This window comes from Escherichia sp. WS1451, assembly GCF_046487365.1.
GTDB classification, from domain to species: Bacteria; Pseudomonadota; Gammaproteobacteria; order Enterobacterales; family Enterobacteriaceae; genus Escherichia; species Escherichia coli.
Genome location: NZ_JBJQJP010000015.1, coordinates 1 through 20,387 on the forward strand (window position 1 = coordinate 1; position 20,387 = coordinate 20,387).

Genomic DNA, 20,387 nt, shown 5'->3' on the forward strand with positions numbered 1-20,387 from the left:
AATCAAAAAAGAATAAAACTCAGTCTTGGGGGACTCAGCCCGGTAGAATACCGGACTGAGTATCAAAAAGCCGGTTAACTGAAACTGTCCAGGTTTTGGGGTTCAGTTCAGTAAACGCCTTATCCGGCCTACAAGATTCAAAGAAATCAGTAAATTGCAGCACACATTGTAGGCCTGATAAGCGTAGCGCATCAGGCAATATCACTTGTGAAATCAAACTTGACGATTAACGCTTCTCCCAGCCACCCTGTTGTGCCGTAAATCCCAGTGCTCGCATAAACGCCGTCATCACGCCGCGATCTTCCACGCCAGCATCCGCCATCCACCAACATGAAACGTCAGGATTGTTACGCAAAACCTCTTCCAGCAGATATTGCCCCACACCGCGACGTCGGGTGACTTCCCGCACGCGTAGAGAATCCAGTGCCCCCTCGGTGCCGCTTAAGGTTACCCGCACGGCAGCGAGCAGGCGCTCGTTAAAACGCGCGGCGTAGATACGGTGGTTATCGTCAACCTGTAAAGAGGAAGGGGAATACTCCGGCCAGATCTTTTGCAGGTCAATCCGGTCCTGGTCGCTAAAGTTTTCTAATCGAATGATGGTCAGCTTCATGGGGAACCCGTGTAAATCACAAAAGTGGAACCAGTGTAGCGAAATAATTTAATCGGAGGCTTTCTCTTTTTTATTTCTTTTGGCAGGTGATTAATTTTTTTTCAGCAATAATTACAAAGTTAAAACATTAGAGAATGAAAAATATCCAGCATAATCCCCTAAATGGTAGTGAATTATTCTGCCCTTTGTACCGTTATTTTATGCTGACAACGGCGCTTTTTTCTGTTTATCTATCAATAAATTCAGAATATTATCTGTTCTTAATTGACTGAAAAATAGGGATTTTAATCGCTATCATCACAAAATGCTGCGCTAAACCCTTAATCAGACAGGTAAAAACAGTGCAGTATAAAAAAAGAACAGTTTGATTTGTTAACACATAAAAACAAAGCAACACAACATCACGAATGGGGATTTTTGACTATGAAACGGAATGCGAAAACTATCATCGCAGGGATGATTGCACTGACAATTTCACACACCGCTATGGCTGACGATATTAAAGTCGCCGTTGTCGGCGCGATGTCCGGCCCGATTGCCCAGTGGGGCGATATGGAATTTAACGGCGCGCGTCAGGCAATTAAAGACATTAATGACAAAGGGGGAATTAAGGGCGATAAACTGGTTGGCGTGGAATATGACGACGCCTGCGACCCGAAACAAGCCGTTGCGGTCGCCAACAAAATCGTTAACGACGGCATTAAATATGTTATTGGTCATCTGTGTTCCTCCTCTACCCAACCTGCATCAGATATCTATGAAGACGAAGGTATTCTGATGATCTCGCCGGGAGCGACCAATCCGGAGCTGACCCAACGCGGTTATCAATACATCATGCGTACTGCCGGGCTGGACTCTTCCCAGGGGCCAACGGCGGCAAAATACATTCTTGAGACGGTGAAGCCCCAGCGCATCGCCATCATTCACGACAAACAACAGTATGGCGAAGGACTGGCACGTTCGGTGCAGGACGGGCTGAAAGCGGCTAACGCCAACGTCGTCTTCTTCGACGGCATTACCGCTGGAGAGAAAGATTTCTCCGCGCTGATCGCCCGCCTGAAAAAAGAAAACATCGACTTCGTTTACTACGGCGGTTACTACCCGGAAATGGGGCAGATGCTGCGCCAGGCCCGTTCCGTTGGCCTGAAAACCCAGTTTATGGGGCCGGAAGGTGTGGGTAATGCGTCGTTGTCGAATATTGCTGGCGATGCTGCCGAAGGCATGTTGGTCACTATGCCAAAACGCTATGACCAGGATCCGGCAAACCAGGGCATCGTTGATGCGCTGAAAGCAGACAAGAAAGATCCATCCGGGCCATATGTCTGGATCACCTACGCGGCGGTGCAATCTCTGGCAACAGCCCTTGAGCGTATCGGCAGCGATGAGCCGCTGGCGCTGGTGAAAGATTTAAAAGCTAACGGTGCAAATACCGTGATTGGGCCGCTGAACTGGGATGAAAAAGGCGATCTTAAGGGATTTGATTTTGGTGTCTTCCAGTGGCACGCCGACGGTTCATCCACGGCAGCCAAGTGATCATCCCACCGCCCGTGAAAAACGGGCGGGTTTAGAAAGGTTACCTTATGTCTGAGCAGTTTTTGTATTTCTTGCAGCAGATGTTTAACGGCGTCACGCTGGGCAGTACCTACGCGCTGATAGCCATCGGCTACACCATGGTTTACGGCATTATCGGCATGATCAACTTCGCCCACGGTGAGGTTTATATGATCGGCAGCTACGTCTCCTTTATGATCATCGCTGCACTGATGATGCTGGGAATTGATACCGGCTGGCTGCTGGTGGCGGCGGGATTCGTTGGCGCAATCGTCATTGCCAGCGCCTACGGCTGGAGTATCGAACGGGTGGCCTATCGCCCGGTGCGTAACTCTAAGCGCCTGATTGCGCTCATCTCGGCAATCGGCATGTCCATCTTCCTGCAAAACTACGTCAGCCTGACCGAAGGTTCGCGCGACGTGGCGCTACCCAGCCTGTTTAACGGTCAGTGGGTTGTGGGCCATAGTGAAAACTTCTCTGCCTCTATTACCACCATGCAGGCGGTGATCTGGATTGTTACTTTCCTCGCCATGCTGGCGCTGACGATTTTCATTCGCTATTCCCGCATGGGGCGCGCCTGTCGTGCCTGCGCGGAAGATCTGAAAATGGCGAGCCTGCTTGGCATCAACACCGATCGGGTGATTGCGCTGACCTTTGTGATTGGCGCGGCGATGGCGGCGGTGGCGGGTGTGCTGCTCGGTCAGTTCTACGGCGTAATTAACCCCTACATCGGCTTTATGGCCGGGATGAAAGCCTTTACCGCTGCGGTGCTCGGTGGGATTGGCAGCATTCCGGGAGCGATGATTGGCGGCCTGATTCTGGGGATTGCGGAGGCGCTCTCTTCTGCCTATCTGAGTACGGAATATAAAGATGTGGTCTCATTCGCCCTGCTGATTCTGGTGTTGCTGGTGATGCCGACCGGTATTCTGGGTCGCCCGGAGGTAGAGAAAGTATGAAACCGATGCATATTGCAATGGCGCTGCTCTCTGCCGCTATGTTCTTTGTGCTGGCGGGCGTCTTTATGGGCGTGCAACTGGAGCTGGATGGCACCAAACTGGTGGTCGACACGGCTTCAGAGATCCGTTGGCAGTGGGTGTTTATCGGCACGGCGGTGGTCTTTTTCTTCCAGCTTTTGCGACCGGCTTTCCAGAAAGGGCTAAAAAGCGTTTCCGGGCCGAAGTTTATTCTGCCCGCGATTGATGGCTCCACGGTGAAGCAGAAACTGTTCCTCGTGGCGCTGCTGGTGCTTGCGGTGGCGTGGCCGTTTATGGTGTCACGCGGGACGGTGGATATCGCCACCCTGACCATGATCTACATTATTCTTGGTCTCGGGCTGAACGTGGTGGTAGGTCTTTCTGGTCTGCTGGTGCTGGGATACGGCGGTTTTTACGCTATCGGCGCTTACACTTTTGCGCTGCTCAATCACTATTACGGCTTGGGCTTCTGGACCTGTCTGCCGATTGCCGGGTTGATGGCGGCGGCGGCGGGCTTCCTGCTCGGTTTTCCGGTGCTGCGTCTGCGCGGTGACTATCTGGCGATCGTTACCCTCGGGTTCGGCGAAATCGTGCGCATATTGCTGCTCAATAACACCGAAATTACCGGCGGCCCGAACGGAATCAGTCAGATCCCGAAACCGACTTTCTTCGGCCTTGAGTTCAGCCGTACCGCCCGTGAAGGCGGCTGGGACACGTTCAGCAATTTCTTTGGCCTGAAATACGATCCCTCCGATCGCGTCATCTTCCTCTACCTGGTGGCGTTGCTGCTGGTGGTGTTAAGCCTGTTTGTCATTAACCGCCTGCTGCGGATGCCGCTGGGGCGTGCGTGGGAAGCGTTGCGTGAAGATGAAATCGCTTGTCGTTCGCTGGGCTTAAGCCCGCGTCGTATCAAGCTGACTGCCTTTACCATCAGCGCTGCGTTTGCCGGTTTTGCCGGAACGTTGTTTGCTGCGCGTCAGGGCTTTGTCAGCCCGGAATCCTTCACCTTTGCCGAATCGGCGTTTGTGCTGGCGATAGTGGTGCTCGGCGGTATGGGCTCGCAATTTGCGGTAATTCTGGCGGCAATTTTGCTGGTGGTGTCGCGCGAATTGATGCGTGATTTCAACGAATACAGCATGTTAATGCTTGGTGGTTTGATGGTGCTGATGATGATCTGGCGTCCGCAGGGCTTGCTGCCCATGACGCGCCCGCAACTCAAGCTGAAGAACGGCGCAGCGAAAGGAGAGCAGGCATGAGTCAGCCATTATTATCTGTTAACGGCTTGATGATGCGCTTCGGCGGCCTGCTGGCGGTGAACAACGTCAATCTTGAACTGTACCCGCAGGAGATCGTCTCGTTAATCGGCCCTAACGGTGCCGGAAAAACCACGGTCTTCAACTGCCTGACCGGATTCTATAAACCCACCGGCGGCACCATTTTACTGCGCGATCAGCATCTGGAAGGTTTACCGGGGCAGCAAATCGCCCGCATGGGCGTGGTGCGCACCTTCCAGCATGTGCGTCTGTTCCGTGAAATGACGGTAATTGAAAACCTGCTGGTGGCGCAGCATCAGCAACTGAAAACCGGGCTGTTCTCTGGCCTGTTGAAAACGCCTTCTTTCCGTCGCGCCCAGAGCGAAGCGCTCGACCGCGCCGCTACCTGGCTTGAGCGCATTGGTTTGTTGGAACACGCCAACCGTCAGGCGAGTAACCTGGCCTATGGCGACCAGCGTCGTCTGGAGATCGCCCGCTGCATGGTGACGCAGCCGGAGATTTTAATGCTCGACGAACCGGCAGCAGGACTTAACCCGAAAGAGACGAAAGAGCTGGATGAGCTGATTGCCGAACTGCGTAATCATCACAACACCACTATCTTGTTGATTGAACACGATATGAAGCTGGTGATGGGAATTTCAGACCGAATTTACGTGGTCAATCAGGGGACGCCGCTGGCAAACGGTACACCGGAGCAGATCCGTAATAACCCGGACGTGATCCGTGCCTATTTAGGTGAGGCATAAGATGGAAAAAGTCATATTGTCCTTTGACAAAGTCAGCGCCCACTACGGCAAAATCCAGGCGCTGCATGAGGTGAGCCTGCATATCAATCAGGGCGAGATTGTCACCCTCATTGGCGCGAACGGGGCGGGGAAAACCACCTTGCTCGGCACGTTATGCGGCGATCCGCGCGCCACCAGTGGGCGAATTGTGTTTGATGATAAAGACATTACCGACTGGCAGACAGCGAAAATCATGCGCGAAGCGGTGGCGATTGTTCCGGAAGGGCGTCGTGTTTTCTCGCGGATGACGGTGGAAGAGAACCTGGCGATGGGCGGCTTTTTTGCCGAACGCGACCAGTTCCAGGAACGCATAAAGTGGGTGTATGAACTGTTTCCGCGTCTCCATGAACGCCGTGTTCAGCGGGCGGGCACCATGTCCGGCGGTGAGCAGCAGATGCTGGCGATTGGGCGCGCGCTGATGAGCAACCCGCGTTTATTGTTGCTTGATGAGCCATCGCTCGGTCTTGCGCCGATTATCATCCAGCAAATTTTCGACACCATCGAGCAGCTGCGCGAGCAGGGGATGACCATCTTCCTCGTCGAGCAGAACGCCAACCAGGCGCTGAAGCTCGCTGATCGCGGCTACGTGCTGGAAAACGGTCATGTGGTGCTCTCCGATACCGGCGATGCGCTGCTGGCGAACGAAGCGGTGAGAAATGCGTATTTAGGCGGGTAAATTATCGAATACCCGGCAGCCAGCTTCTGCCGGGCTCTTCGTCCGTATACAGACTTGTTTCAACTGACCGGGAGGATTAAAACCAGACCACTTATTTGCCACGGAAAGGTTCCCTCCCATGCATTATGCCGTTGTCGTCATGCTTGAACTGCTTTGCTGTATTCACGCTTATCGCTCCGGACAAGAGCGATACTGGATTTTTATCATCTTCTGTTTTCCGGTGATTGGCTGCGTGGCGTATTTCGTCATGGTTATGCTGCCTGAAACGGGCGCTGACCGTCATGGGCGTACTTTGCTGATGCGCCTGCAGGACAAAATCAGCCCGGAACGCCACCTGCACAAATTAACCGAAGAGCTGGCGATTGCCGAGACCAATCAAAACCATTATGCGTTAGCTAACGAACTGGCGCGCCTTGGGCGTTATCACGAAGCTGTTCCCCATTATCAGCAGGCGTTAAGCGGGATATTCGTCCATGAAGCGGCAATGATGCTAAGCCTGGCGCAGGCGCAGTTTGCCATTCAGGAGTTCGCCACCTGTCAGCAGACGCTGGAAGATGTGATGCGTTATAACCCCGATTTTCAGTCGGCAGACGGGCATTTGTTATTTGCCAGAGCGTTAGCCGCACAAGAAAAATACGCTGATGCGGAAAGCGAGTTTGAGGTGTTGATTTCTTATTACTCCGGCCCGCAGGCGCGTATTTACTATGCGGAAATGTTGGCGAAAATGAGTCGGTTACGTGAAGCCAACGAGCAGTATATTGCTGTGGTTGATACGGCTAAACGTTCAAAACCACATTATAGAAAACACCACCGGGAATGGATTAAGACCGCCAATGAACGGCTGAAGCAGAGTGTGGTGCAATGAAAATCTTCTTTGCCGTTAGACCAGTGTCGCGGCAATCTTTTGTTAAAATTGAAAAATGTAGCTCTCATCGGGCAGCAAAACTGGACGCAGAATTTGCTGCCATTTTTGCTCTTCATGGTAAGGAGTTCTGGCGATTAGCTGGCCGTTAATCGCCTCTTTTCAGTGCATTCTCGGGATATCCGTGCCCCATCTCCCATTTTCCCTCGCCCGCGCCGTCACCGCCTTGTCATCTTTCTGACACCTTACTATCTTAAAAATGTAACAAAATAGTTATTTTTCTGTAATTCGAGCATGTCATGTTACCCCGCGAGCATAAAACGCGTGAATTCGCGCATTCGGTACAACAAGAGAGATAATCAATGAAACCGTTACGTTATACAGCTTCAGCACTGGCGCTCGGACTGGCTTTAATGGCAAATGCGCAGGCAGTGACGACCATTCCGTTCTGGCATTCTATGGAAGGGGAACTGGGTAAAGAGGTGGATTCTCTGGCCCAACGTTTTAACGCCGAAAACCCGGATTACAAAATTGTACCGACCTATAAAGGCAACTACGAACAGAATTTAAGCGCGGGGATTGCCGCATTTCGTACCGGCAACGCTCCGGCTATTTTGCAGGTTTATGAAGTTGGCACCGCCACCATGATGGCGTCGAAAGCCATTAAACCGGTGTATGACGTGTTTAAAGAGGCGGGGATTCAATTCGATGAGTCGCAGTTTGTGCCGACGGTTTCAGGCTATTACTCCGACAGCAAAACCGGCCACTTACTCTCCCAGCCGTTCAACAGCTCGACTCCCGTTCTCTATTACAACAAAGACGCCTTCAAGAAAGCAGGATTAGACCCGGAACAGCCGCCAAAAACCTGGCAGGATCTGGCGGACTATGCCGCAAAACTGAAAGCCTCCGGTATGAAGTGCGGCTACGCCAGCGGCTGGCAGGGATGGATCCAACTGGAAAACTTTAGCGCCTGGAACGGTTTGCCGTTTGCCAGCAAAAACAACGGCTTTGACGGCACAGACGCGGTGCTTGAGTTCAACAAGCCGGAGCAGGTGAAACACATCGCCATGCTCGAAGAGATGAACAAGAAGGGCGATTTCAGCTACGTTGGGCGTAAGGATGAATCCACCGAGAAGTTCTATAACGGTGATTGCGCGATGACGACCGCCTCTTCCGGTTCTCTTGCCAACATTCGCGAGTACGCCAAATTTAACTATGGCGTAGGCATGATGCCTTACGATGCCGATGCGAAAGACGCGCCGCAAAACGCCATTATCGGCGGAGCCAGCCTGTGGGTGATGCAGGGCAAAGATAAAGAAACGTATACCGGCGTGGCGAAGTTTCTCGACTTCCTCGCGAAGCCAGAAAACGCTGCCGAGTGGCATCAGAAAACCGGTTATCTGCCAATTACCAAAGCGGCGTATGACCTGACCCGTGAGCAGGGCTTTTATGAGAAAAACCCAGGGGCGGATACCGCGACGCGTCAGATGCTGAACAAGCCGCCGTTGCCGTTCACCAAAGGGCTGCGTCTGGGCAACATGCCGCAGATCCGCGTGATTGTGGATGAAGAGCTGGAGAGCGTGTGGACCGGTAAGAAGACGCCACAGCAGGCGCTGGATACCGCCGTTGAGCGTGGGAATCAGTTACTGCGCCGCTTTGAGAAATCGACGAAGTCTTAATCAGTGTAATGTCGGATGCGTTTCGCTTATCTGACCTGGCATCGCGTGTAGGCCGGATAAGCGAAGCGCATCCGGCACAGTTCAGGAATCAACTGTAATGTCATCATCCCGTCCGGTGTTCCGCTCGCGCTGGCTGCCTTATCTGCTGGTCGCGCCGCAGCTCATCATCACCGTTATCTTTTTTATCTGGCCTGCGGGTGAAGCGTTGTGGTACTCGCTGCAAAGTGTCGATCCGTTTGGTTTCTCCAGCCAGTTTGTCGGCCTGGATAACTTCGTCACGCTGTTTCATGACAGCTACTATCTCGACTCCTTCTGGACGACGATAAAATTCAGCACCTTTGTCACCGTCAGCGGTTTGCTGGTGTCACTGTTCTTCGCGGCGTTGGTGGAGTACATCGTGCGCGGCAGCCGTTTCTATCAAACCTTAATGCTGCTGCCGTATGCCGTGGCTCCCGCCGTTGCCGCCGTATTGTGGATCTTTCTGTTTAACCCTGGTCGTGGGCTGATCACCCATTTTCTCGCTGAGTTCGGCTACGACTGGAACCACGCGCAAAACAGCGGTCAGGCGATGTTCCTGGTGGTGTTTGCCTCAGTGTGGAAGCAAATCAGCTACAACTTTCTGTTCTTCTATGCCGCGCTGCAATCCATTCCCCGTTCGTTGATCGAAGCCGCAGCCATCGACGGTGCAGGCCCGATTCGCCGCTTCTTTAAGATTGCGCTGCCGCTTATCGCTCCGGTGAGTTTCTTCCTGCTGGTGGTGAACCTGGTGTACGCCTTCTTCGATACTTTCCCGGTCATCGACGCCGCCACGTCCGGCGGACCCGTTCAGGCCACCACGACGCTGATTTATAAGATCTACCGCGAAGGCTTTACCGGACTGGATTTGGCTTCGTCTGCCGCGCAGTCGGTGGTGTTGATGTTCCTCGTCATCGTGCTGACGGTGGTGCAGTTCCGCTATGTTGAAAGCAAGGTACGTTACCAATGATTGAGAACCGTCCGTGGCTGACAATATTCAGCCATACCATGCTGATCCTCGGTATCGCGGTGATCCTCTTCCCGCTGTACGTGGCGTTTGTCGCGGCGACACTGGATAAACAAGCCGTCTACGCCGCGCCGATGACGCTAATCCCCGGCACGCATCTGCTGGAAAACATCCACAACATCTGGGTAAACGGGGTAGGCACGAATAGTGCGCCGTTCTGGCGGATGTTGCTTAACAGCTTTGTGATGGCGTTCAGCATTACGCTCGGCAAAATTACCGTCTCGATGCTCTCGGCATTTGCCATTGTCTGGTTTCGTTTTCCGCTGCGTAACCTCTTCTTCTGGATGATTTTTATCACTCTGATGCTGCCGGTTGAAGTGCGTATTTTCCCGACGGTGGAAGTCATCGCTAACCTGAAAATGCTCGACAGCTACGCAGGTTTAACGCTGCCGCTGATGGCCTCGGCGACCGCGACCTTCCTGTTCCGCCAGTTCTTTATGACGCTGCCGGATGAGCTGGTGGAAGCGGCGCGGATCGACGGTGCGTCACCAATGCGTTTCTTTTGCGACATCGTTTTTCCGCTGTCCAAAACCAATCTGGCGGCGCTGTTTGTGATCACCTTTATCTACGGCTGGAACCAGTATTTGTGGCCGTTGTTGATTATTACCGATGTGGATCTCGGCACCACTGTAGCAGGGATTAAAGGGATGATCGCCACAGGCGAAGGCACCACGGAATGGAACTCGGTGATGGCGGCGATGTTGTTAACCCTGATCCCACCAGTAGTGATTGTTTTAGTGATGCAGCGTGCCTTCGTGCGCGGCCTGGTCGATAGTGAGAAATAAGATGGCAGGACTGAAATTACAGGCAGTAACCAAAAGCTGGGATGGCAAAACCCAGGTCATTAAACCGCTGACCCTTGATGTGGCGGATGGCGAATTTATCGTGATGGTCGGGCCGTCTGGCTGCGGGAAATCGACGTTATTGCGAATGGTGGCCGGACTGGAGCGGGTAACGACGGGCGATATCTGGATCGACCGCAAGCGTGTCACCGAAATGGAGCCGAAAGATCGCGGAATTGCGATGGTGTTCCAGAACTACGCGCTCTATCCGCATATGAGCGTAGAGGAGAACATGGCGTGGGGGCTGAAAATTCGCGGCATGGGCAAGCAACAAATTGCCGAACGTGTTAAAGAAGCGGCGCGCATTCTGGAGCTGGACGGCCTGCTTAAGCGCCGCCCGCGTGAGCTATCTGGCGGTCAGCGTCAGCGTGTGGCGATGGGGCGTGCGATTGTGCGTGAGCCGGCAGTGTTCCTGTTTGATGAGCCGCTCTCTAACCTCGATGCCAAGTTGCGTGTGCAGATGCGTCTTGAACTGCAACAGCTGCACCGTCGCCTGAAAACGACTTCACTCTACGTTACCCACGATCAGGTTGAGGCGATGACGCTCGCCCAGCGAGTAATGGTGATGAACGGCGGCGTTGCCGAACAGATTGGCACGCCAGTTGAAGTGTACGAAAAGCCCGCCAGCCTGTTTGTGGCGAGTTTTATCGGCAGTCCGGCGATGAATCTGCTGGCAGGGCGTGTGAATAACGAAGGTACGCATTTCGAACTGGACGGCGGTATCGCGCTGCCGCTAAACGGTGGCTACCGTCAGTATGCTGGACGTAAAATGACTCTCGGCATTCGCCCGGAACATATTACGCTACGTTCGCAGGCTGAAGGTGGCGTGCCGCTGGTGATGGACACGCTGGAGATCCTCGGCGCAGATAACCTGGCGCACGGACGCTGGGGCGAACAGAAGCTGGTGGTGCGACTGGCGCATCAGGAGCGCCCGACGGCAGGCAGTACGCTGTGGCTGCATCTGCCGGAAAATCAGCTACATCTTTTTGATGGTGAAACAGGACAACGAGTATGAGTAACTGGCCTTATCCCCGCATCGTCGCCCATCGTGGCGGCGGTAAACTGGCCCCGGAGAACACCCTGGCAGCAATCGACGTCGGGGCAAAATACGGTCATAAGATGATCGAATTTGACGCGAAGTTATCGAAAGATGGCGAGATCTTCCTGCTCCATGACGACAATCTTGAACGCACCAGCAACGGCTGGGGCGTCGCGAGTGAACTGAACTGGCAGGATTTACTGCGCGTGGATGCAGGCAGTTGGTACAGCAAAGCGTTTAAAGGTGAGCCGCTGCCGTTGCTTTCGCAGGTGGCGGAACGCTGTCGCAAACACGGGATGATGGCGAATATCGAAATCAAACCCACCACTGGCACCGGGCCATTAACGGGCAAAATGGTGGCGCTGGCGGCACGCGAACTGTGGGCCGGAATGACGCCGCCGCTGCTGTCATCGTTTGAGATTGATGCTTTAGAAGCCGCGCAACAGGCAGCACCGGAACTGCCGCGTGGTTTATTGCTTGATGAATGGCGCGACGACTGGCGAGAATTGACCGCGCGACTGGGCTGCGTCTCTATTCATCTCAATCATAAGTTGCTCGATAAAGCGCGAGTGATGCAGTTGAAAGACGCCGGATTACGGATTCTGGTTTATACCGTCAATAAACCCCAGCGCGCGGCAGAGTTGCTGCGCTGGGGCGTGGATTGCATCTGTACCGATGCGATTGATGTGATTGGTCCGAACTTTACGGCCCAATAGTTTTCAACGGTATATCAGGCTGCGGCGTGCCGGGTTGATTCAGCATGTCGCCGTTTCTCCTCTCCGGCAACATATGCTGCTGATTCAACGAACTATCCGGATTACGGTTGCTGTTTAACATCCCGCCATTGGTGTTGGGCAGCATTTGCTGCCGGGCGGGATTTCGCTCCCCCGGCTGTGACTGCAACACCCGCTGAGAATTATTGTTTATCTGGTTTTCTAAATGCTGTTGTTGCAGCTGAGTTTGCGTTTTCAGTTGCTGATTCAGCATCCCTTTTTGCTGGATTTGCTGCGTTTGCATTTGGGTTTGCATCCGCTGCTGACTGGGGATCTGATACCCCGGCTGGTTAGGGTTGTTCAGAGTATTAATGGGCTGTGCAAAGCCGACAAACGGCAGGAGTGCCGTAAGAATCAGAAGTCGTTTCATCGCGTATCCTCCTCTGAAGATATTCTTTAAGTTTACTCCTTTCCTGCAATCATCAGGATTAATTCAGAGTTATATACCAGGCTTAGCTGGGGTTGCCCCTTAATCTCTGGAGAATAACGATGATAAAACCGACGTTTTTACGCCGGGTGGCCATTGCTGCTCTGTTCACAGGAAGTTGTTTTAGTACGGTAGCCGCGCCACCTGCGCCGTCTCCTGTTTCTTACGGCGTGGAGGAAGATGTCTTTCATCCGGTACGCGCGAAACAGGGGATGGTGGCGTCTGTCGATGCCACTGCCACCCAAGTGGGGGTAGATATTCTAAAGGAGGGCGGGAATGCCGTTGATGCTGCCGTGGCAGTGGGCTACGCGCTGGCGGTAACGCATCCGCAGGCAGGAAATCTGGGCGGTGGTGGTTTTATGCTGATCCGCTCGAAAAATGGCAACACCACGGCTATCGATTTCCGCGAAATGGCACCCGCCAAAGCGACCCGCGATATGTTCCTTGATGATCAGGGTAACCCGGACAGCAAAAAATCACTCACTTCGCATCTGGCTTCTGGTACGCCCGGTACGGTAGCAGGTTTCTCGCTGGCGTTGGATAAATACGGCACCATGTCGTTGAACAAAGTGGTGCAACCGGCGTTTAAACTGGCACGCGATGGTTTTATCGTTAATGACGCGCTGGCTGACGATCTCAAAACCTACGGTAGCGAAGTGTTGCCGAATCACGAAAACAGCAAGGCTATCTTCTGGAAAGAGGGCGAGCCGCTGAAAAAGGGCGACAAACTGGTGCAGGCGAACCTGGCAAAGAGCCTGGAGATGATTGCCGAAAACGGCCCGGACGAATTCTACAAAGGCACGATAGCGGAACAGATTACCCAGGAAATGCAGAAAAACGGTGGCTTGATCACTAAAGAAGATTTAGCGGCGTATAAAGCGGTCGAACGTACACCGATAAGCGGCGAATATCGCGGGTATCAGGTTTACTCAATGCCACCGCCATCTTCCGGTGGGATTCATATCGTGCAGATCCTCAATATCCTGGAAAACTTCGATATGCAGAAATACGGCTTTGGCAGCGCCAATGCGATGCAAATCATGGCAGAAGCGGAGAAATACGCCTACGCCGACCGCTCGGAATATCTTGGCGATCCGGATTTTGTGAAAGTCCCGTGGCAGGCGCTGACCAATAAAGCCTATGCCAAATCTATTGCCGATCAAATCGATATCAATAAAGCGAAGCCATCCAGCGAAATTCGCCCCGGCAAGCTTGCGCCTTATGAGAGTAATCAAACTACCCATTACTCAGTGGTGGATAAAGACGGTAACGCGGTGGCGGTGACCTATACGCTGAACACCACCTTCGGTACGGGCATTGTCGCGGGCGAGAGCGGTATTCTGCTTAATAACCAGATGGATGATTTCTCCGCCAAACCTGGCGTACCGAACGTTTACGGGCTGGTGGGTGGTGACGCCAACGCGGTCGGGCCGAATAAACGCCCGCTGTCGTCGATGTCACCAACCATTGTGGTGAAAGACGGTAAAACCTGGCTGGTTACCGGAAGCCCTGGCGGGAGTCGGATTATTACCACCGTGCTGCAAATGGTGGTGAATAGCATCGATTATGGCATGAATGTCGCCGAAGCGACCAATGCACCGCGTTTCCACCATCAGTGGCTGCCGGACGAGCTGCGTGTCGAGAAAGGATTTAGCCCGGATACGCTCAAGCTGCTGGAAGCAAAAGGTCAGAAAGTGGCGCTGAAAGAGGCGATGGGCAGTACACAAAGCATTATGGTTGGGCCTGACGGTGAGTTGTACGGCGCATCCGACCCGCGCTCGGTGGATGATTTAACGGCGGGGTATTAATATCATAAGCCCTCTCCCGGTAGGTGAGGGCTTAAATGACAAACTTAGATTGCAAATTCTCTATTTCACCCGCGCCATATAATACGCATCGACATATTCACCATTACGTAATGCGTACTTCTTGCCAGTCCCTTCAATCTCAAAGCCGAATTTTTTATAGACCTTAATTGCTGGCGCGTTATCGACGAACACCGTTAGCTCGATACGATCTACCCGCAACCAGTTGTCGCACATATCAATCATTTCGCGCATCAGGGCGCTGGCGACGCCGCGGTTCTTCCAGCGGGAGTCGACACAAATACCAAAATCTGCAACATGACTGCGGCGTGGGCGCTGTTGCACGTCAATGGTGAGATGGCCCACGACGTCTCCATCAATACAGGCGACGAGTTGCTTGATGCCGGGACGATCGGCGAGTCGCTCCTGCCACATATGATCGGAAGGATGAGGCACCTGTAGTGTGTTGCAATACACCTCCGGCTGGGCGTGAATCTGCCTGATGGCCTCGTAGTCCCGCGTTTCAGCATGGCGTATTACTATCTCACTCATTCCTTTGTCCTCTTTGGGGTAAATGTCCCTTTCAACATCATTGACTTTCAAATGCGAGTCAAATGCATTTTTTTGCAAAAAGTGTTGGACAAGTGCGAATGAGAATGATTATTATTGTCTCGCGATCAGGAAGACCCTCGCGGAGAACCTGAAAGCACGACATTGCTCACATTGCTTCCAGTATTACTTAGCCAGCCGGGTGCTGGCTTTTTTTTTGATCTTTCGTTCTCAATTTATCCACGAGAGTGCTTGTGTTCGTTATGCGCACTCCAGTAGGAACCACATCCGCTTTGCGCTAAGGTGTAAATAACCACCTTAATAAGGACGAAATCATGGTCATCAACTGCGCCTTTATTGGCTTCGGCAAAAGCACTACCCGTTACCATCTGCCGTATGTACTTAACCGCAAGGATAGCTGGCATGTCGCGCATATTTTTCGTCGCCATGCGAAGCCCGAAGAACAGGCTCCCATTTACTCTCATATCCATTTCACCAGCGATCTCGACGAAGTGCTAAACGATCCCGATGTTAAGCTGGTTGTTGTCTGCACCCATGCGGACAGCCACTTCGAGTACGCGAAGCGCGCGCTGGAAGCCGGGAAAAATGTGCTGGTCGAAAAACCGTTCACTCCGACGCTTGCGCAGGCGAAAGAGCTGTTTGCTCTGGCGAAAAGTAAAGGGCTGACCGTCACGCCATATCAGAATCGTCGCTTTGATTCCTGCTTCCTGACGGCGAAAAAAGCGATTGAAAGCGGCAAGCTGGGAGAGATTGTCGAAGTGGAAAGCCATTTTGACTATTACCGCCCGGTGGCAGAAACCAAACCTGGGCTGCCGCAGGATGGCGCGTTCTATGGCCTTGGTGTGCATACGATGGACCAGATTATTTCTCTGTTCGGTCGCCCGGATCACGTCGCTTATGACATCCGCAGCCTGCGCAATAAAGCCAACCCGGACGACACCTTTGAAGCGCAGCTGTTTTATGGCGATCTAAAAGCCATCGTCAAAACCAGCCATCTGGTGAAAATCGATTATCCGAAATTTATCGTTCACGGTAAGAAAGGTTCGTTTATTAAATACGGTATCGACCAGCAGGAAACCAGCCTGAAGGCTAATATTATGCCGGGCGAACCGGGATTCGCGGCGGATGATTCGGTCGGTGTGCTGGAGTATGTCAATGACGAGGGCGTGACGGTCAGAGAAGAGATGAAGCCGGAGATGGGCGATTACGGGCGCGTTTATGATGCGTTGTATCAAACCATCACCAGCGGTGCGCCAAATTATGTCAAGGAATCTGAAGCTCTTACCAATCTGGAAATCCTTGAACGCGGATTTGAGCAAGCCTCTCCCTCCACAGTGACTCTCGCGAAGTAAGTTTGATGACCCCTCGAATAGTTCAATTTTTTTGAACAGAGGGGTCAATTTTCACCCTCTATCATCCCAGGCTGATCGGGTCCACACTAAGCCCATCGAAATCATTCAGGGGGCGAATACAAATGATCTACTTACGCAAAGCAAATGAACGTGGTCATGCAAATCATGGCTGGCTGGACTCCTGGCATACTTTCTCTTTTGCCAACTATTACGATCCGAACTTTATGGGCTTCTCCGCGCTGCGCGTGATTAACGACGACGTGATTGAAGCAGGGCAGGGCTTTGGCACTCACCCGCATAAAGATATGGAAATTTTGACCTACGTGCTGGAAGGTACTGTTGAGCACCAGGACAGCATGGGCAATAAAGAGCAGGTTCCGGCGGGTGAGTTCCAGATTATGAGTGCGGGTACGGGTATCCGTCACTCTGAGTACAACCCAAGCAGCACCGAGCGTCTGCATCTGTATCAGATCTGGATCATGCCTGAAGAAAACGGCATTACGCCGCGTTATGAACAGCGTCGCTTCGATGCCGTACAGGGCAAACAGCTGGTGCTCTCGCCGGATGCGCGAGATGGTTCGCTGAAAGTGCATCAGGATATGGAACTGTATCGTTGGGCATTGCTGAAAGATGAGCAGTCGGTGCATCAGATTGCCGCTGAACGCCGCGTCTGGATCCAGGTGGTGAAAGGCAATGTCACCATTAACGGCGTGAAAGCCTCGACCAGCGATGGTCTGGCAATCTGGGATGAGCAGGCAATCTCCATTCATGCGGATAGCGACAGCGAAGTGTTACTGTTCGATCTGCCGCCGGTTTAAAACTCAACGGCATCTTTGAAGCCTGCCTTTTTGCAGGCTTCCTCGCTCGCTCCGGTCGCGTGCTGATGTACGCGACCGGGGTTTTGCCGTGTCGTTAGCACAATGCGATGCAATTGATTTAGTGTATATCTAATAATTGTAAACAAGCACTGTTTTCCCCGGGAAGGTTCTGAGGCGTCCGTGTTAAACTAAAAGAATCTATCTCTTTTGTACCTTCAGGACGATGAAAAAGAAAAGACCCGTACTTCAGGATGTGGCTGACCGTGTAGGCGTGACCAAAATGACGGTCAGCCGTTTTTTACGCAACCCGGAGCAGGTTTCCGTCGCTCTACGCGGCAAGATTGCCGCCGCTCTTGATGAACTGGGTTATATTCCCAATCGCGCGCCCGATATCCTCTCTAACGCCACCAGCCGGGCGATTGGCGTCCTGTTACCTTCTCTCACCAACCAGGTTTTCGCGGAAGTATTACGCGGAATCGAAAGCGTCACCGACGCGCACGGTTATCAAACCATGCTGGCGCACTACGGTTATAAACCGGAAATGGAGCAAGAACGCCTCGAATCCATGCTCTCATGGAATATCGACGGCCTGATCCTCACCGAACGTACTCACACGCCACGCACCTTAAAGATGATTGAAGTGGCGGGGATTCCAGTGGTGGAACTGATGGACAGCAAGTCGCCGTGCCTCGATATCGCCGTCGGTTTTGATAACTTTGAAGCGGCACGCCAGATGACCACTGCCATTATTGCTCGCGGGCATCGCCACATTGCCTATCTCGGCGCACGTCTCGACGAACGTACTATCATCAAACAGAAGGGATACGAACAGGCGATGCTGGATGCAGGCCTGGTGCCATATAGCGTGATGGTTGAGCAATCTTCTTCTTACTCTTCCGGTATTGAACTGATTCGCCAGGCGAGGCGGGAATATCCGCAGCTGGATGGCGTGTTCTGTACTAATGATGACCTGGCGGTCGGCGCGGCGTTTGAATGTCAGCGTCTGGGGTTGAAAGTTCCTGACGATATGGCGATTGCCGGTTTCCATGGTCATGACATTGGTCAGGTGATGGAACCACGGTTGGCGAGCGTACTGACGCCGCGTGAGCGGATGGGCAGTATTGGCGCTGAACGCCTGCTGGCGCGTATTCGTGGCGAATCTGTGACACCGAAAATGTTAGATTTAGGTTTCACCTTGTCACCGGGCGGATCTATTTAAGCCCACAAATTTGAAGTAGCTCACACTTATACACTTAAGGCACGGATGGATATTGCTTCTGATATTGTCCGGCCGGACAATGTTACCGATAACAGTTACCCGTAACATCTTTAATTCTTGTATTGTGGGGGCACCACTTTGAGCACGACTAACCATGATCACCACATTTACGTCTTGATGGGCGTATCGGGCAGCGGCAAATCTGCGGTCGCCAGTGAAGTGGCGCATCAACTTCATGCCGCGTTTCTTGATGGCGATTTCCTCCATCCACGGCGCAATATCGAAAAAATGGCGTCTGGTGAACCGCTGAATGACGACGATCGCAAACCGTGGTTGCAGGCGCTGAACGACGCCGCGTTTGCTATGCAGCGCACCAATAAAGTGTCGCTGATCGTCTGCTCTGCACTGAAAAAACACTATCGCGACTTGCTACGCGCGGGTAATCCGAATCTCTCTTTCATCTACCTGAAAGGCGATTTTGATGTGATTGAAAGCCGCCTGAAAGCGCGCAAAGGCCATTTCTTTAAAACCCAAATGTTGGTGACGCAGTTTGAAACGCTGCAGGAGCCGGGTGCGGACGAAACCGATGTACTGGTGGTGGATATCGATCAACCGCTGGAAGGTGTTGTGGCAAGCACCATTGAGGTTATTAAAAAAGGCAAATAAGTAGTGACTACATTAACGCTTGTTTTAACAGCAGTAGGGTCTGTTTTACTGCTGCTGTTTTTAGTCATGAAGGCGCGTATGCACGCTTTCCTGGCTTTGATGGTGGTGTCTATGGGGGCTGGCCTTTTTTCCGGTATGCCGCTCGATAAAATCGCAGCGACAATGGAAAAAGGGATGGGAGGCACCCTCGGCTTCCTGGCGGTGGTTGTCGCCCTGGGAGCCATGTTTGGCAAGATCTTACATGAAACCGGCGCAGTCGATCAGATTGCCGTCAAAATGCTCAAATCCTTCGGTCACAGCCGCGCGCATTATGCCATCGGCCTTGCGGGGCTGGTCTGTGCGTTGCCGTTGTTCTTTGAAGTGGCGATTGTTCTGCTGATTAGCGTTGCTTTCTCAATGGCGCGCCACACCGGTACGAACCTGGTGAAGCTGGTAATCCCATTATTTGCAGGCGTGGCGGCCGCGGCTGCGTTCCTGGTGCCTGGACCAGCGCCAATGCTGCTGGCATCGCAGATGAACGCCGACTTTGGCTGGATGATCCTGATTGGCCTGTGTGCGGCAATTCCGGGAATGATTATTGCCGGGCCGCTGTGGGGTAATTTCATCAGCCGCTACGTGGAGCTGCATATTCCTGACGACATCAGCGAACCGCATCTCGGCGAAGGCAAAATGCCGTCCTTCGGATTCAGCCTGTCGCTGATCCTGTTGCCGCTGGTGCTGGTAGGGCTGAAAACCATTGCCGCGCGTTTTGTGCCAGAAGGCTCTACCGCTTACGAATGGTTCGAGTTTATTGGTCATCCGTTTACCGCGATTCTGGTTGCTTGTCTGGTAGCGATTTATGGCCTGGCAATGCGTCAGGGCATGCCGAAAGATAAAGTGATGGAAATTTGCGGTCACGCGCTGCAACCGGCGGGGATCATTCTGCTGGTGATTGGTGCAGGCGGCGTGTTCAAACAGGTGCTGGTTGACTCAGGCGTAGGTCCGGCACTGGGCGAAGCGTTAACCGGCATGGGCCTGCCGATAGCCATCACCTGCTTCGTGCTGGCCGCTGCAGTGCGCATCATTCAGGGGTCTGCCACCGTTGCCTGTTTAACGGCTGTGGGACTGGTGATGCCGGTTATTGAACAACTGAACTACTCCGGTGCGCAAATGGCGGCGCTGTCGATTTGTATCGCCGGTGGTTCGATTGTTGTCAGCCACGTTAACGACGCGGGTTTCTGGTTGTTCGGTAAATTTACCGGCGCGACCGAAGCCGAAACGCTTAAAACCTGGACCATGATGGAAACCATCCTCGGCACTGTTGGTGCCATCGTTGGGATGATTGCGTTCCAGCTGTTGAGTTAATTACTGCGACAAATTACTGCGAGCTTGCTCGCAGTAATTCATTTCTCTTATCTCCTCTCTTCATCTTTTTGATCTCTCT

General features: G+C 52.9%; 21 protein-coding genes. 18 read left to right on the top strand and 3 right to left on the bottom strand.

The features are described from left to right. A partial coding sequence (locus ACJHX7_RS17930) for an IS3 family transposase (RefSeq protein WP_322967685.1) occupies nucleotides 1-78 on the top strand: 78 nt, incomplete at its 5' end. A 148-nt stretch (nucleotides 79-226) separates the two neighbouring features. Here ACJHX7_RS17930 and panM read toward each other — a convergent pair. Beyond that, a complete protein-coding gene (gene panM / locus ACJHX7_RS17935) occupies nucleotides 227-610 on the bottom strand; it encodes an aspartate 1-decarboxylase autocleavage activator PanM (RefSeq protein WP_000778787.1) in 384 nt (127 codons plus the stop codon). 423 nt (nucleotides 611-1,033) lie between these two features. Here panM and livK point away from each other — a divergent pair, with 423 nt between their 5' ends. The 11 genes from livK (at nucleotide 1,034) to ugpQ (ending at nucleotide 12,050) form a co-directional block, all read left to right on the top strand. Further along, a complete protein-coding gene (gene livK / locus ACJHX7_RS17940) occupies nucleotides 1,034-2,143 on the top strand; it encodes a high-affinity branched-chain amino acid ABC transporter substrate-binding protein LivK (protein WP_094030129.1) in 1,110 nt (369 codons plus the stop codon). A 47-nt stretch (nucleotides 2,144-2,190) separates the two neighbouring features. Beyond that, nucleotides 2,191-3,117 (top strand): high-affinity branched-chain amino acid ABC transporter permease LivH, encoded by a 927-nt coding sequence (livH, locus tag ACJHX7_RS17945; RefSeq protein ID WP_001295097.1) that lies wholly within the window; start codon nucleotides 2,191-2,193, stop codon nucleotides 3,115-3,117. Then, nucleotides 3,114-4,391: a branched chain amino acid ABC transporter permease LivM gene (gene livM, locus ACJHX7_RS17950; protein ID WP_000803815.1), complete on the top strand. Its 1,278-nt coding sequence runs from the start codon at nucleotides 3,114-3,116 to the stop codon at nucleotides 4,389-4,391. The genes livH and livM overlap by 4 nt, the downstream gene beginning before the upstream one ends. Continuing rightward, nucleotides 4,388-5,155, top strand: coding sequence for a high-affinity branched-chain amino acid ABC transporter ATP-binding protein LivG (livG, locus tag ACJHX7_RS17955; RefSeq protein ID WP_000082101.1), 768 nt, complete (start codon nucleotides 4,388-4,390; stop codon nucleotides 5,153-5,155). The genes livM and livG overlap by 4 nt, the downstream gene beginning before the upstream one ends. Before the next feature lies 1 nt (nucleotide 5,156). Continuing rightward, nucleotides 5,157-5,870 (top strand): high-affinity branched-chain amino acid ABC transporter ATP-binding protein LivF, encoded by a 714-nt coding sequence (gene livF / locus ACJHX7_RS17960; RefSeq protein ID WP_094030130.1) that lies wholly within the window; start codon nucleotides 5,157-5,159, stop codon nucleotides 5,868-5,870. 118 nt (nucleotides 5,871-5,988) lie between these two features. Beyond that, on the top strand, nucleotides 5,989-6,735 hold the full coding sequence (locus tag ACJHX7_RS17965; RefSeq protein ID WP_000558837.1) for a hypothetical protein: 747 nt from the start codon (nucleotides 5,989-5,991) through the stop codon (nucleotides 6,733-6,735). Nucleotides 6,736-7,094: 359 nt separating this feature from the next. Continuing rightward, nucleotides 7,095-8,411 carry a sn-glycerol-3-phosphate ABC transporter substrate-binding protein UgpB gene (gene ugpB, locus ACJHX7_RS17970; protein WP_022646224.1) on the top strand — a complete coding sequence of 439 codons (1,317 nt, stop codon included), beginning with the start codon at nucleotides 7,095-7,097 and terminating at the stop codon, nucleotides 8,409-8,411. Between the two features lie 97 nt (nucleotides 8,412-8,508). Then, nucleotides 8,509-9,396: a sn-glycerol-3-phosphate ABC transporter permease UgpA gene (ugpA, locus tag ACJHX7_RS17975; protein ID WP_000099289.1), complete on the top strand. Its 888-nt coding sequence runs from the start codon at nucleotides 8,509-8,511 to the stop codon at nucleotides 9,394-9,396. Further along, the gene (gene ugpE, locus ACJHX7_RS17980; RefSeq protein WP_000572164.1) at nucleotides 9,393-10,238 is read left to right on the top strand and encodes a sn-glycerol-3-phosphate ABC transporter permease UgpE; all 846 of its coding nucleotides are present in this window, start codon (nucleotides 9,393-9,395) and stop codon (nucleotides 10,236-10,238) included. Before ugpA ends, ugpE begins: the two co-directional genes overlap by 4 nt. Nucleotide 10,239: 1 nt before the next feature. Next, nucleotides 10,240-11,310: a sn-glycerol 3-phosphate ABC transporter ATP binding protein UgpC gene (ugpC, locus tag ACJHX7_RS17985; protein WP_000907822.1), complete on the top strand. Its 1,071-nt coding sequence runs from the start codon at nucleotides 10,240-10,242 to the stop codon at nucleotides 11,308-11,310. Next, on the top strand, nucleotides 11,307-12,050 hold the full coding sequence (ugpQ, locus tag ACJHX7_RS17990) for a glycerophosphodiester phosphodiesterase (RefSeq protein ID WP_094030131.1): 744 nt from the start codon (nucleotides 11,307-11,309) through the stop codon (nucleotides 12,048-12,050). Before ugpC ends, ugpQ begins: the two co-directional genes overlap by 4 nt. Here ugpQ and ACJHX7_RS17995 read toward each other — a convergent pair. Continuing rightward, the gene (locus ACJHX7_RS17995; RefSeq protein ID WP_000825994.1) at nucleotides 12,037-12,477 is read right to left on the bottom strand and encodes a DUF2756 family protein; all 441 of its coding nucleotides are present in this window, start codon (nucleotides 12,475-12,477) and stop codon (nucleotides 12,037-12,039) included. The two genes, ugpQ and ACJHX7_RS17995, sit on opposite strands and share 14 nt — an antisense overlap. Nucleotides 12,478-12,596: 119 nt before the next feature. On the opposite strand from ACJHX7_RS17995, the gene ggt reads away from it, so the two are divergent. Then, nucleotides 12,597-14,342 carry a gamma-glutamyltransferase gene (ggt, locus tag ACJHX7_RS18000; protein ID WP_097465930.1) on the top strand — a complete coding sequence of 582 codons (1,746 nt, stop codon included), beginning with the start codon at nucleotides 12,597-12,599 and terminating at the stop codon, nucleotides 14,340-14,342. A 60-nt stretch (nucleotides 14,343-14,402) separates the two neighbouring features. Here ggt and yhhY read toward each other — a convergent pair whose 3' ends face one another. Beyond that, a complete protein-coding gene (gene yhhY / locus ACJHX7_RS18005; protein ID WP_094030132.1) occupies nucleotides 14,403-14,891 on the bottom strand; it encodes an N-acetyltransferase in 489 nt (162 codons plus the stop codon). Between the two features lie 332 nt (nucleotides 14,892-15,223). Between yhhY and ACJHX7_RS18010 the strand changes: the two genes are divergently transcribed. The 5 genes from ACJHX7_RS18010 to gntU all read left to right on the top strand — a co-directional run bounded on the left by ACJHX7_RS18010 (nucleotide 15,224) and on the right by gntU (nucleotide 20,308). Then, on the top strand, nucleotides 15,224-16,261 hold the full coding sequence (locus ACJHX7_RS18010) for an oxidoreductase (protein ID WP_042027560.1): 1,038 nt from the start codon (nucleotides 15,224-15,226) through the stop codon (nucleotides 16,259-16,261). A 122-nt stretch (nucleotides 16,262-16,383) separates the two neighbouring features. Further along, nucleotides 16,384-17,079: a quercetin 2,3-dioxygenase gene (yhhW, locus tag ACJHX7_RS18015; RefSeq protein WP_000639811.1), complete on the top strand. Its 696-nt coding sequence runs from the start codon at nucleotides 16,384-16,386 to the stop codon at nucleotides 17,077-17,079. A gap of 223 nt (nucleotides 17,080-17,302) precedes the next feature. Continuing rightward, nucleotides 17,303-18,298 carry a gluconate operon transcriptional repressor GntR gene (gene gntR, locus ACJHX7_RS18020; protein WP_000730252.1) on the top strand — a complete coding sequence of 332 codons (996 nt, stop codon included), beginning with the start codon at nucleotides 17,303-17,305 and terminating at the stop codon, nucleotides 18,296-18,298. Nucleotides 18,299-18,436: 138 nt separating this feature from the next. Then, nucleotides 18,437-18,964 carry a gluconokinase gene (gene gntK / locus ACJHX7_RS18025; RefSeq protein WP_000108328.1) on the top strand — a complete coding sequence of 176 codons (528 nt, stop codon included), beginning with the start codon at nucleotides 18,437-18,439 and terminating at the stop codon, nucleotides 18,962-18,964. Between the two features lie 3 nt (nucleotides 18,965-18,967). Beyond that, nucleotides 18,968-20,308: a gluconate transporter gene (gene gntU, locus ACJHX7_RS18030; RefSeq protein ID WP_000210111.1), complete on the top strand. Its 1,341-nt coding sequence runs from the start codon at nucleotides 18,968-18,970 to the stop codon at nucleotides 20,306-20,308. The last annotated feature ends 79 nt before the right edge of the window (nucleotides 20,309-20,387 follow it).

What these genes read in the sequence shown, in the direction of transcription:
- panM (WP_000778787.1), bottom strand. Translation starts at nt 610, where the DNA reads ATGAAGCTGACCATCATTCGATTAGAAAACTTTAGCGACCAGGACCGG.
- livK (WP_094030129.1), top strand. Translation starts at nt 1,034, where the DNA reads ATGAAACGGAATGCGAAAACTATCATCGCAGGGATGATTGCACTGACA.
- livH (WP_001295097.1), top strand. Translation starts at nt 2,191, where the DNA reads ATGTCTGAGCAGTTTTTGTATTTCTTGCAGCAGATGTTTAACGGCGTC.
- livM (WP_000803815.1), top strand. Translation starts at nt 3,114, where the DNA reads ATGAAACCGATGCATATTGCAATGGCGCTGCTCTCTGCCGCTATGTTC.
- livG (WP_000082101.1), top strand. Translation starts at nt 4,388, where the DNA reads ATGAGTCAGCCATTATTATCTGTTAACGGCTTGATGATGCGCTTCGGC.
- livF (WP_094030130.1), top strand. Translation starts at nt 5,157, where the DNA reads ATGGAAAAAGTCATATTGTCCTTTGACAAAGTCAGCGCCCACTACGGC.
- ACJHX7_RS17965 (WP_000558837.1), top strand. Translation starts at nt 5,989, where the DNA reads ATGCATTATGCCGTTGTCGTCATGCTTGAACTGCTTTGCTGTATTCAC.
- ugpB (WP_022646224.1), top strand. Translation starts at nt 7,095, where the DNA reads ATGAAACCGTTACGTTATACAGCTTCAGCACTGGCGCTCGGACTGGCT.
- ugpA (WP_000099289.1), top strand. Translation starts at nt 8,509, where the DNA reads ATGTCATCATCCCGTCCGGTGTTCCGCTCGCGCTGGCTGCCTTATCTG.
- ugpE (WP_000572164.1), top strand. Translation starts at nt 9,393, where the DNA reads ATGATTGAGAACCGTCCGTGGCTGACAATATTCAGCCATACCATGCTG.
- ugpC (WP_000907822.1), top strand. Translation starts at nt 10,240, where the DNA reads ATGGCAGGACTGAAATTACAGGCAGTAACCAAAAGCTGGGATGGCAAA.
- ugpQ (WP_094030131.1), top strand. Translation starts at nt 11,307, where the DNA reads ATGAGTAACTGGCCTTATCCCCGCATCGTCGCCCATCGTGGCGGCGGT.
- ACJHX7_RS17995 (WP_000825994.1), bottom strand. Translation starts at nt 12,477, where the DNA reads ATGAAACGACTTCTGATTCTTACGGCACTCCTGCCGTTTGTCGGCTTT.
- ggt (WP_097465930.1), top strand. Translation starts at nt 12,597, where the DNA reads ATGATAAAACCGACGTTTTTACGCCGGGTGGCCATTGCTGCTCTGTTC.
- yhhY (WP_094030132.1), bottom strand. Translation starts at nt 14,891, where the DNA reads ATGAGTGAGATAGTAATACGCCATGCTGAAACGCGGGACTACGAGGCC.
- ACJHX7_RS18010 (WP_042027560.1), top strand. Translation starts at nt 15,224, where the DNA reads ATGGTCATCAACTGCGCCTTTATTGGCTTCGGCAAAAGCACTACCCGT.
- yhhW (WP_000639811.1), top strand. Translation starts at nt 16,384, where the DNA reads ATGATCTACTTACGCAAAGCAAATGAACGTGGTCATGCAAATCATGGC.
- gntR (WP_000730252.1), top strand. Translation starts at nt 17,303, where the DNA reads ATGAAAAAGAAAAGACCCGTACTTCAGGATGTGGCTGACCGTGTAGGC.